Genomic DNA, 10,588 nt, shown 5'->3' on the forward strand with positions numbered 1-10,588 from the left:
TCCGCCCGGGTGCGGGGTCAGGGAGCCGGGTCAGGGTCTGAGGCGGAGACCCCTCGGGGTGGCGTGGAAGCCCGCGGACTCCAGGGCCCGGCCGATCGGGGAAGTGAGGGCCGGGGAGCCGTTGGCGCGCTCCACCGTGACGGTGCCGAGGGTGCCCGCGCGGGCCGCGTCGGCGAGGGCCGCGGCCGCGGCCCCGAAAGCGGGGGAGCCGGGGTCGGGCCAGGCCAGCAGGGTCTTCCCGCCCCGCTCCAGATAGAGCGCCGGATCGCCGTTGACGAGGACCACCAGGGAGCCCGCCTTACGGCCCGGTTTGTGCCCGGCACCGTCCGGCGGCTCCGGCCAGGACAGCGCGGCCCCGTAGGCGTTGGCCGGGTCGGCCGCCGCCAGCACCACGGCCCCGGGGGACTCCTGCCCGGCGGCCCGCTCCCGGGCGGTCGCCGTCGCCCGCAGCCGGTCGACGGCGCCGTCCATCGCGAACTGGGCCGCGCCCAGCCCCTCGACGACATAGCCCCGCCGGGCCTGTCCACGGTCCTCGAAGGCCGACAGCACGCGGTACGCGGCGGAGAAGCCGCCAGCGACGCCCTCCGCCGCCACCGCGCCCCGGGTCACCACCCCGTGCCGGTCGAGCAGGGTCCGTGCCAGGGCATGGGCCCGGTGCGTGGGATCCGGCTCGGCGGGCGGCAGCAGCGACCAGCGGCCGCTCACCGTCGGCGGACCGCTCCGGGACGCGGTCCGGGCACCGGCCGTCAGCCCGCCGTACCGGCCGCGCGGCACCGCCCGCCGGGCCCGGTGCGCGGTCGAACCGGCGGTCCGGCCCGAACCGAGCAGCGCGCGCAGCGGCGCCAGGCTGTCATTGGTCAGCCGCCCCGACCAGGTCAGCTCCCAGAGCGCGTCGGCCAGCTCCGGATCCGCCGCGTCGGGATGGGTGGTGGCCCGCACCCGGTCGGCGATCTGCCGGAAGAAGAGGCCGTACCCCGGGGCCAGCGCGGCGAGCACCGACGCATGGAGCGCGGTCTCCTCCAGCGGATGGGGGGCGGGCAGCAGCAGGGGGGCCGCGTCGGCGAGATAGAGGGAGACCCAGCCGTCCTTGCCGGGGAGGGCGCCCGCGCCCGCCCAGACCACTTCGCCGGTGGTCGTCAGCTCGTCGAGCAGGGCGGGAGCATAGCCGTGGACCCGGGACGGCAGGATCAGCTTCTCCAGCGCGGACGCCGGCACCGCCGCCCCCTGCAACTGCTCGACCGCACGGGCCAGACCGTCGATACCGCGCAGATCCCGGCTGCCGATGTGCTGCCAGCGGGGGAGGAAGTCGGCGAGGGCGGGCGGCGGAACGGGCTCCAGCTCCTGCCGGAGAGCGGCCAGGGAACGGCGCCGCAGCCGCCGCAGCACCGTCGCGTCGCACCATTCCTGCCCGCCCGCCGGGGAGCCGAGCTCCGCCGGTGCCGGATGGAACTCGCCCAGCACGACCCGGCCGGACGCGGCGAGCCGGTGCAGCGCCCCGTCCGTGACCGCGGTGCCCAGACCGAAGCGGGCCGCTGCCCGCGCGGAGGTGAAGGGCCCGTGGGTACGGGCGTACCGGGCGAGCAGATCGCCCAGGGGGTCCTTGACGGGCTCGGTGAACGCCTCGGGCACACCGACCGGAAGGGCCGTGCCGAGGGCGTCCCGCAGCCGCCCGGAGTCCTCGACGGCCGCCCAGTGGTCCGCCCCGGCGATCCTGACCCGGACGGCCCGGCGCGCGGCCGACAGACTCTCCGCCCAGCCGGGCCCGGCGCCCCGCTCCGCCAGCTCCGCGTCGGTCAGCGGCCCCAGCAGCCGCAGCAGATCGGCCACCCCCTCCTCGTCCCGCACCCGGCGGTCCTCGGTCAGCCACTGCAGCTCGCGCTCCAGCTCCGCCAGGACCTCCGGATCCAGCAGCTCCCGCAGCTCCGCCTGGCCCAGCAGCTCGGAGAGCAGCCGGGAGTCGAGGGAGAGCGCGGCCGCCCGGCGCTCCGCGAGCGGCGAGTCCCCCTCGTACAGGAACTGGGCGACATAACCGAAGAGCAGGGAACGGGCGAAGGGCGACGGCTCGGGGGTCGTCACCTCCACGAGCTGCACCCGCCGGGCCTCGATATCGTCCATCAGCTCCGTCAGACCCGGGACGTCGAACACGTCCTGGAGGCACTCCCGGACGGCTTCGAGGACGATCGGGAAGGAGCCGAACTCGCTGGCCACCTGGAGCAGCTGGGCCGCGCGCTGCCGCTGCTGCCACAGCGGGGTCCGCTTGCCGGGGCTGCGCCGCGGCAGCAGCAGGGCACGGGCCGCGCACTCGCGGAACCGGGAGGCGAAGAGCGCCGAGCCGCCGACCTGGTCGGTGACGATCCCGCCGATCTCGCCCTTGTCGAAGACGGCGTCCGCCGCGCCGACGGGTGCCTGTCCGTCGTCGAAGACGGTGTCGGCGGCCCGGTCCGCGGGGTCCTCGTCCAGCAGGTCCAGCCCCATCAGATCGGCGTCGGGCAGCCGGAGCACGATGCCGTCGTCGGCATGCATCACCTGGGCGTCGAGCCCGTAGCGCTCGGCCAGCCGGGCGCCGATCGCCAGCGCCCACGGCGCGTGGACCTGGGCCCCGAACGGGGAGTGGATCACCACGCGCCAGTCGCCCAGCTCGTCCCGGAAGCGCTCCACCAGGATCGTCCGGTCGTCGGGCACATGGCCGCAGGCCCGGCGCTGTTCGTCGAGATAGCCCAGGACGTTGTCCGCGGCCCAGGCGTCGAGACCGGCGGCCAGCAGCCGCCGCCTGCCGTCGGCCGGCTCCAGCGCGCCCACCTCCCGCAGAAAGGCGCCCACCGCCCGGCCCAGCTCCAGCGGCCTGCCCAGCTGGTCGCCCTTCCAGAACGGCAGCCGGCCGGGCACCCCGGGCGCGGGCGTCACCAGGACCCGGTCGCGGGTGATGTCCTCGATCCGCCAGGAGCTGGTGCCGAGGGTGAAGACATCACCGACCCGGGACTCGTACACCATCTCCTCGTCCAGCTCGCCGACCCGGCGGCCCCCGCCGCCCTTCGCGTCGGCCGACCCGGCCAGGAACACCCCGAACAGGCCGCGGTCGGGGATGGTGCCGCCGGAGGTGACGGCGAGGCGCTGCGCGCCGGGCCGGCCGGTGACCGTGCCCGCGATCCGGTCCCACACCACCCGCGGCCGCAGCTCGGCGAAGGCGTCCGAGGGATAGCGCCCGGCCAGCATGTCCAGCACCGCCGTGAAGGCCGATTCCGGCAGTCCGGCGAACGGCGCGGCCCGGCGGACCAGCGCCAGCAGATCGTCCACCTGCCAGGTGTCCAGGGCGACGATCGCCACGAGCTGCTGGGCCAGCACGTCCAGCGGATTGGCCGGAACCCGCAGCGATTCGATGGCCCCGGCCCGCATCCGCTCCGTGACCACGGCGGACTGGACGAGGTCGCCCCGGTACTTCGGGAAGACCACGCCCCGGGAGACCGCACCCACCTGGTGCCCGGCCCGCCCCACGCGCTGGAGGCCGGAGGCCACCGACGGCGGCGACTCGACCTGTACGACCAGATCGACGGCGCCCATGTCGATGCCCAGCTCCAGACTGGACGTCGCCACCACGGCGGGCAGCCGCCCCGCCTTGAGATCCTCCTCGACCAGCGCCCGCTGCTCCTTGGAGACCGATCCGTGGTGCGCGCGGGCCAGCAGCGCGGGCGCGCCGCGGGCCGCCCCGGACTGGGCCATGATCTCGGCGGGCGGGGCGCCCTCGGCCAGGGGTTCGCCGCCGGCCCGCTCGTACGCGATCTCGTTCAGACGGTTGCAGAGACGTTCGGCCAGCCGCCGGGAGTTCGCGAAGACGATCGTCGAGCGGTGCGCCTGGACGAGGTCGGCGATCCGCTCCTCCACATGGGGCCAGATGGACGGCCGGTCCCCGTCGGCCGCGCCGGACGCCTCGGCCGACGGAGAGCCGCCCAGCTCGCCGAGATCCTCTACGGGCACCACGACCGAGAGGTCGAACTCCTTGTCCGACGGGGGCTGGACGATTTCCACCCGCCGCCGGGGCGACAGATAGCGGGCCACCTCGTCGACCGGGCGGACGGTCGCCGACAGGCCGATCCGGCGGGCGGGCCGGGGCAGCAGCTCGTCGAGGCGCTCCAGCGACAGGGCGAGATGGGCGCCCCGCTTGGTGCCCGCGACGGCGTGCACCTCGTCCAAAATCACCGTCTCCACCCCGGCGAGGGCCTCCCGGGCCGCCGAGGTCAGCATCAGGAACAGGGACTCGGGGGTGGTGATCAGGATGTCCGGCGGCCGGGTGGCCAGCGACCGGCGCTCCGCGGCCGGGGTGTCGCCGGACCGGATCCCCACCCGCACCTCGGGCTCCGGCAGCCCGAGGCGGACCGCTTCCTGGCGGATCCCGGTCAGCGGGCTGCGCAGATTCCGCTCGACGTCGACCGCGAGGGCCTTGAGCGGGGACACGTACAGCACCCGGCAGCGCGCCTTCGGGTCGGCGGGCGTCGGGACGGACGTCAGGGAGTCCAGGGCGGCGAGAAAGGCGGCCAGGGTCTTTCCCGATCCCGTCGGCGCCACGACGAGGACGTCGGAGCCCTCGCCGATCGCCTGCCAGGCGCCTTCCTGCGCCGCGGTGGGCGCGCGGAAGGCACCCGTGAACCAGCCCCGGGTCGCGGGGGAGAACGATGCGAGAGCATTCCCGGCCATGCCCCCCATCGTGCACCCCGCCACTGACAATCGGGCGGGACGGCTCCGGCGGCGGTGCCGTGCGGGCGGTGCTTTACGGGCGGGCCCGGCGGACGGTGCCGGGATCCGGCCCCGGGGCGGCCGGGGGTCCCGGAAGGCACCACGCGGCGGGCCCGGCACGGAGCTGTCCCGTCATCGCGCCCACCCGGGCGGGCCCGGGCCCGGTCTCCCCGGCCCGGGCGGACGGGGCGCACAATGACGCCATGACCGGTGGTACGGCAAGGGGGACGGGCGGCCGCGCCGGTGGCGCGAAGGCGGTGGGCGGCCCCGCCGGGGATACGGGGACCGCGGGCGGCCGCGACGGCGAGCGGCGCGGTGCGGCCGGCAGCGGTGGGGCATACGAGCAGGCCGGGAGTGGTGGGGCGGCCGAGGAGGCCGGCCGAGGCAGGGCGTGCGAGGTGCCGGAGACACACGAGGCATGTGGGCCGGCCGGTCGCGGCACGGCCCCGGAGACCGCCGGCCGCGGCGCCGGCCCGGCAGCCGGCCGCGAGTGGGCACGCCACTGGCGGCACGAGGCGCTGCCCGGACTCGACCTGCTGCGCGCCCGGTACGTCGACCACACCTTCCCCCGCCACAGCCACGAGGGCTATCTCCTCGCGGCCGTCCTGCGCGGTACGGAGGACATCCGGGTGCCCTCGGGCCGTTTCCTGATCCGGCCGGGCTCGGTCGCCGCGCTCGACCCCGAGGTGCCCCACGCCGCCCGGAGCGGTGACCCCGGCGGCTGGACCTATATCGCGCTCTACCCCTCTCTCGACCTGGTCGCCGGGATCGCCGGTGAGATCAGCACCCTGCGCGGCACCCCCGGATTCCGGGACGTGATCACCGCCGACCCGTACGCCGCCCGGCTGCTCCGCCGGGTGTACGAGGCGGCCGACGCGGGCAACGCGCTGGCCGCCGACACCCTGCTGCGGGCCGCGATCGCGCGGCTGCTCCGCAGCGGCGGCAGGCTGCCCGAGCGCACCCCGCGGCCCGCCACCGCCCTGGCCGCGGCCCGCGCACGGGATCTGCTGACGGAGCGGATGACCGCGCCGCCGTCGCTGGAGGAGCTGGCACGGGAGACCGGGACCGGCCCCTTCGCGCTGCTCAGGGCGTTCAGAGCGGCGTACGGAATGCCGCCGCACACCTGGCTCACCGATGCCAGGGTGCGGCGGGCGCAGCAACTGCTGGCCCGCGGCGAGCGCCCCGCCGGGGTGGCGGCCACCGTCGGCTTCACGGACCAGCCGCATCTGAACCGGCATTTCACCCGCATCGTGGGGGTGACCCCCGGGGCGTACCGCAGGGAACGTACAGGGACCCGCGGCCGGACGGCGGACCGCTCGGCGGCGGACAGCTGAAACAGCGGCCGGTGGCGGGGCTGCCGGTGGCGGACCTCTCGGTGAAGGCCGGGCGGGGGGAGCGGGCGGGGCGGGTACAGGCCCGCCTGCCGTGGCGCGGGCCGCGTACACGACCGCCTGCCGTGGTGCGCGGGCCGGGTACAGATCCGCCCGCAGTGGTGTGCGGGCGCGTACAAAACCGCACACCACGATGCGCAAGAACGTACAAGACCGGCGGCCGCCCGGCCGCGTACCGTCCGCTCCATGGCAGAACAGACCGCCCCGGCCGGCCCCCCGGCGCACAGCCCACCACCCGATCCCGCCCCGGCTTCCGGCGCCGGGCCGGGTACCGGAGCGCCCGGCGAATCCCGCGCCGCCGTCGTACGGGACGCCCTCGGGGTCGGCGTGGCCGTCGGACTCTCCGGCTTCGCCTTCGGTGTCACGGCCGCGGGCTCGGGCCTCAGCGTGCTCCAGACCTGTGCGCTGAGCCTGCTGGTCTTCACCGGAGCCTCGCAGTTCGCCCTGGTGGGCGCGCTGGCGGCGGGCGGCAACCCCTTCACGGCGGCCGCCGGGGCGTTCTTCCTCGGCACCCGGAACGCCTTCTACGGCCTGCGGCTGTCGCAGTTGCTCGCCCTGCCCCGCCCGGTGCGGCCGTTCGCCGCCCACTGGGTGATCGACGAGACCACCGCCGTCGCGCTCGCCCAGCCGACAAGACGCTCCGCGCGGCTCGGGTTCGCCGTGACCGGACTCACCCTGTACGTCCTGTGGAACCTGACCACCCTTCTCGGCGCGATCGGCGCCGAGGCCATCGGCGACACCAAGGCATGGGGCCTGGACGCGGCGGGGCCCGCGGTCTTCCTTGCCCTGCTCGCACCCATGCTCCGCACCGCCACGGAGAGAGCCGCGGCCGGGCTCGCGGTCGTCCTGGTGCTCGGGTTCCTGCCACTGCTGCCGGCCGGGGTCCCCGTCCTGGTGGCGGCGCTCGCCGCGCCCGTCGTGCTGTGGCTCAAGGGCCGGGCGCCCGGGATGCGTACCGCGGCGGACGCCCGTACCGCGATACCCGACGGAGATCCGGGCGCCCGGGATACCACCGGCGCCCGGGACACCACCGGAGGCCGGGGGCATGACGGCGGCCGGCGGCATGACGGCGACGGTGACGGCGGCAACGGCGGGCAGCGGACCGCGGAGGAGGACCGATGAGCGTCTGGATCGCGATCGCGGTGACCGCGGTCGGCTGTTACGCGATGAAACTGGCCGGTCTGCTGGTGCCCGCCGAAGCCCTCGAACGTCCGCTGGTACGGCGGCTCGCCGCCCTGGTGCCCGTCGCGCTGCTGGCCGCGCTCACGGCCGAGCAGACCTTCGGCGCGGCCGGCTCCCTGGTGGTCGACGCCCGGGCCGCCGGGCTGGCGGCGGCCGCCGTCGCTCTCGTCCTGCGCGCCCCCTTCCTCGTCGTGGTCGCCGCCGCCGTGCTGGTCACGGCAGGTGTCCGGGCGATCGGCGGCTGACCCGGCCGGTCAGCCGACGGGCCGGCCGTACGCCCGCAGGGTCCGCAGCGCCTCGACCGTCACGAACGGGCGCGCCTCCAGCGCCGCCCCCGGAGCCCACTGCCGCCAGTTCACCGGCCACCCGCCGTCCTCGCGCTGCTCACCGGCGAGGTGGTCGAGGGCCAGTGCCATCTCCTCGTCCGTGAACCAGTGCCGCGCCAGCGATTCGGGCACCCGGGCGTAGTCGTAGGCGAAGTGGTGCTCCCCGGGGGCGTAGCCGGGCGCCACCGGCTGCTCAGCCGCCCGGGCCGGATCGAGGACCACGAGCCGCCGCTCCCGGACGAGCCGTCCGAGACGGTCGGCGGCCGCCCGGGCGCGGGCCCGGTCCGGGACGCCGTCCAGAAAGGCGACCGCCGCCGCCACCTCGTACGGATGGGAGTCCTCCAGCGACTCGATCACGGCCCAGCAGAAGTCCGTGGCACGGAACAGCCACGCATGCCACACCTCGTTGCGGTGGAGCAGGCCCACGACGGGGCCGGTGGTCAGCAGCGACCCCGGTGGATCGTCGGTCACCGGCACGAACGGGGCGGCCGGATAGCCGCGCTGGGACGGATGGACGGCGGGCAGGGCACCCTCCGGGGTGGAGACCGCCGTGAGATAGCGGCACAGCCGCTCCGCGCGCAGTCCGCCGCAGCGGCCGATGGAGTCCAGGACGCGCAGCGCGTGTGCCGTGTGCAGCGGCTGGCTCACCGGTCCGCGGAGATCCGGTTCCAGGGCGTGGCCGTAGCCGCCGTCCTCGTTGAGATACGGGGAGAGGGCGGCGTCCACGCCGTCGGCACCGCCGCCGAGGAAGTGGTACGCGAAGCGCCGCTGCTCCAGCACACGGGCCGTGAGCCAGACGAAGTGCTCGGCGCGGGCGAGCGGCGGCGCCGACGGGGGAGGTGCGGTCGGCAGTGCTCCAGCCCGTGAGGGGGGTGACGAGGGGGGAGACGCCGGTCCGGCCGGCCCGTCGGCGGAGTCTTCTGTGGTGTGCTCTGCGGCGCTTTCCTGAGGATTATCGATATTTTTAATGGTTTCAGGGTTTTCATCGGGTTTTTCCTCGGGTGCGGTCATGGTCCGACCGTAGAGCGGAACGGTTCCGGCGGCGGCGAGAGAGCCGGGGTGCACTCCCTGCGCGGGATACTGACGTCATGCGGTTGACGATTTTCTGGGAGCGGATGGCGGACCACTTCGGTGCCGCGTACGCCGACTCCTTCGCACGGGACCATGTGATGTCCGAGCTGGGCGGCCGGACCGTCCACCAGGCGCTCGACGCGGGCTGGGAGGCCAAGGACGTGTGGCGCGCGGTCTGCGCGGCCGTCGACGTCCCGGCCGACCGGCGCTGAACGGGTCCCTCCGCCGCGGTCGGACCGGCCGTATGCCCGTTCGTTGTCCACAGGTCATCCGGGCGAGTCCCCGGCGGGGGCGTTCGTACGCGACACTGGGCCGGTGGCCCCGACGAGTGACAAGCGCGACGACTACGAACGCGACGACAACGAACACGACGGATCAGCGGACCGTGAGGCCGGCCCCGGCCGGCGTTCCGTGCCCGCACAGGGCGCGGCGGGCGGCGCACCGCCCCGTACCGGGGGCGGCGTCTCCGTCGACGCTCCCCCGGCCGGTGCCGGAGCCCCGGTGGACGGCGGGCCCGCCGAGGCGGCGACCCCGCCCGGGGCGCCGCCGCCCGCCGCGCTCGGCGGCGGCCTCGGCCCCGCCCGGATGCCCCGCTGGCTGCCGCGCGCGATGGTGCTCGCCCTGGCGCTCTACGCCTGCTTCCAGCTCGGTGCCTGGGCCTTCCACCAGCTCATCGGGCTGCTGCTGAACATCCTGATCGCCTTCTTCCTCGCGCTGGCCATCGAGCCCGCCGTCGGGCGGATGGCGGCGCGGGGGATGCGGCGCGGGGTCGCCACTTTCGTGGTGTTCCTGGGCGTCCTGATCGCGGTGGTCGGGTTCGTGGTCATGCTCGGGTCGATGCTGGCCGACCAGATAGTGACCATGGTCGAGGAGTTCCCCAAGTACCTCGACTCAGTGATCAACTGGATCAACAGCACCTTCAAGACCGAGCTGTCCCGCGTCGAGGTGCAGGACAGCGTCCTGAAGTCGGACTGGCTCCAGCAGTACGTGCAGAACAACGCGAGCGGGGTGCTCGACGTCTCGGCGACCGTCCTCGGCGGGCTGTTCAAGCTGCTGACGATCTTCCTCTTCTCGTTCTACTTCGCCGCCGACGGCCCGCGGCTGCGCCGGGCGCTCTGCTCGGTACTGCCCCCGGCCAAGCAGGCCGAGGTGCTGCGCGCCTGGGAGATCGCCGTCGACAAGACCGGCGGCTATCTGTACTCGCGCGGACTGATGGCCCTTATCTCGGGCGTCTCGCACTTCGTCCTGCTGGAGATCCTCGGGGTGCCCTACGCCCCGGCGCTGGCGATCTGGGTGGGCCTGGTCTCCCAGTTCATCCCGACGATCGGTACGTATCTGGCCGGGGCGCTGCCGATGCTGCTCGCGTTCACCGTCGACCCTTGGTACGCGGTGTGGGTGCTCGGGTTCGTCGTGGTGTACCAGCAGTTCGAGAACTACGTCCTCCAGCCCAAGCTGACCTCCAGGACGGTCGACATCCACCCGGCCGTGGCCTTCGGGTCCGTCATAGCGGGTACGGCGCTGATGGGCGCGGTGGGCGCGCTGATCGCGATCCCGGCCGTCGCCACGCTCCAGGCGTTCCTCGGGGCCTATGTGAAGCGGTACACGGTGGCCGACGACGCCCGGGTGCAGGGCCGCCGGCGGCCGGGCGGACAGCTGGTGCGACGGTTCCGTACGGTCGCACTCCGCCGCGACCGTACGGAGAGCGCGGAACCGGGCGGCGGTCTGAGCGCCGCCGACTGACAGCCGGATCCCCCGGCGGCCACGGCGGGCAGGCCCGGATTCCAGCGGGCCTGCCCGCCGTGGTCCGGCAGTGCCCCGGGTCTCCGCCGGGTGCGCGGCGCCGCTCGGCGGCGCGGGGGCATCCGGCGGGACCGGACCGGCGGCGGGGCG

Annotated in this window: 7 protein-coding genes; 5 read left to right on the plus strand and 2 right to left on the minus strand. The window is 75.2% G+C overall.

Annotated features, from left to right (window positions below; genetic code table 11):
- Positions 1-30 precede the first annotated feature (30 nt).
- Positions 31-4,689, minus strand: a complete 4,659-nt coding sequence (locus ACWDR0_RS28570) for an ATP-dependent helicase (RefSeq protein ID WP_456354675.1) — start codon at positions 4,687-4,689, stop codon at positions 31-33.
- A gap of 242 nt (positions 4,690-4,931) precedes the next feature.
- On the opposite strand from ACWDR0_RS28570, the gene ACWDR0_RS28575 reads away from it, so the two are divergent.
- The 3 genes from ACWDR0_RS28575 (at position 4,932) to ACWDR0_RS28585 (ending at position 7,546) form a co-directional block, all read left to right on the plus strand.
- Positions 4,932-6,062 (plus strand): AraC family transcriptional regulator, encoded by a 1,131-nt coding sequence (locus ACWDR0_RS28575; RefSeq protein ID WP_456354676.1) that lies wholly within the window; start codon positions 4,932-4,934, stop codon positions 6,060-6,062.
- A gap of 243 nt (positions 6,063-6,305) precedes the next feature.
- The gene (locus ACWDR0_RS28580; RefSeq protein WP_456354677.1) at positions 6,306-7,241 is read left to right on the plus strand and encodes an AzlC family ABC transporter permease; all 936 of its coding nucleotides are present in this window, start codon (positions 6,306-6,308) and stop codon (positions 7,239-7,241) included.
- A complete protein-coding gene (locus ACWDR0_RS28585) occupies positions 7,238-7,546 on the plus strand; it encodes an AzlD domain-containing protein (RefSeq protein WP_456354678.1) in 309 nt (102 codons plus the stop codon). The genes ACWDR0_RS28580 and ACWDR0_RS28585 overlap by 4 nt, the downstream gene beginning before the upstream one ends.
- Before the next feature lie 9 nt (positions 7,547-7,555).
- Here ACWDR0_RS28585 and ACWDR0_RS28590 read toward each other — a convergent pair whose 3' ends face one another.
- Positions 7,556-8,479 (minus strand): hypothetical protein, encoded by a 924-nt coding sequence (locus ACWDR0_RS28590; protein WP_456354679.1) that lies wholly within the window; start codon positions 8,477-8,479, stop codon positions 7,556-7,558.
- A gap of 236 nt (positions 8,480-8,715) precedes the next feature.
- Here ACWDR0_RS28590 and ACWDR0_RS28595 point away from each other — a divergent pair, with 236 nt between their 5' ends.
- Both ACWDR0_RS28595 and ACWDR0_RS28600 read left to right on the plus strand, forming a co-directional pair.
- Positions 8,716-8,910, plus strand: a complete 195-nt coding sequence (locus ACWDR0_RS28595; RefSeq protein WP_040913910.1) for a DUF3046 domain-containing protein — start codon at positions 8,716-8,718, stop codon at positions 8,908-8,910.
- Between the two features lie 373 nt (positions 8,911-9,283).
- Positions 9,284-10,438 (plus strand): AI-2E family transporter, encoded by a 1,155-nt coding sequence (locus ACWDR0_RS28600; RefSeq protein ID WP_456354680.1) that lies wholly within the window; start codon positions 9,284-9,286, stop codon positions 10,436-10,438.
- The last annotated feature ends 150 nt before the right edge of the window (positions 10,439-10,588 follow it).

The organism is Streptomyces sp. NPDC003691, from assembly GCF_053981115.1.

Coding starts and splice junctions, on each gene's coding strand:
- ACWDR0_RS28600 (WP_456354680.1), top strand. CDS start 9,284: ATGCCCCGCTGGCTGCCGCGCGCGATGGTGCTCGCCCTGGCGCTCTAC.
- ACWDR0_RS28575 (WP_456354676.1), top strand. CDS start 4,932: ATGACCGGTGGTACGGCAAGGGGGACGGGCGGCCGCGCCGGTGGCGCG.
- ACWDR0_RS28585 (WP_456354678.1), top strand. CDS start 7,238: ATGAGCGTCTGGATCGCGATCGCGGTGACCGCGGTCGGCTGTTACGCG.
- ACWDR0_RS28595 (WP_040913910.1), top strand. CDS start 8,716: ATGCGGTTGACGATTTTCTGGGAGCGGATGGCGGACCACTTCGGTGCC.
- ACWDR0_RS28580 (WP_456354677.1), top strand. CDS start 6,306: ATGGCAGAACAGACCGCCCCGGCCGGCCCCCCGGCGCACAGCCCACCA.
- ACWDR0_RS28570 (WP_456354675.1), bottom strand. CDS start 4,689: ATGGCCGGGAATGCTCTCGCATCGTTCTCCCCCGCGACCCGGGGCTGG.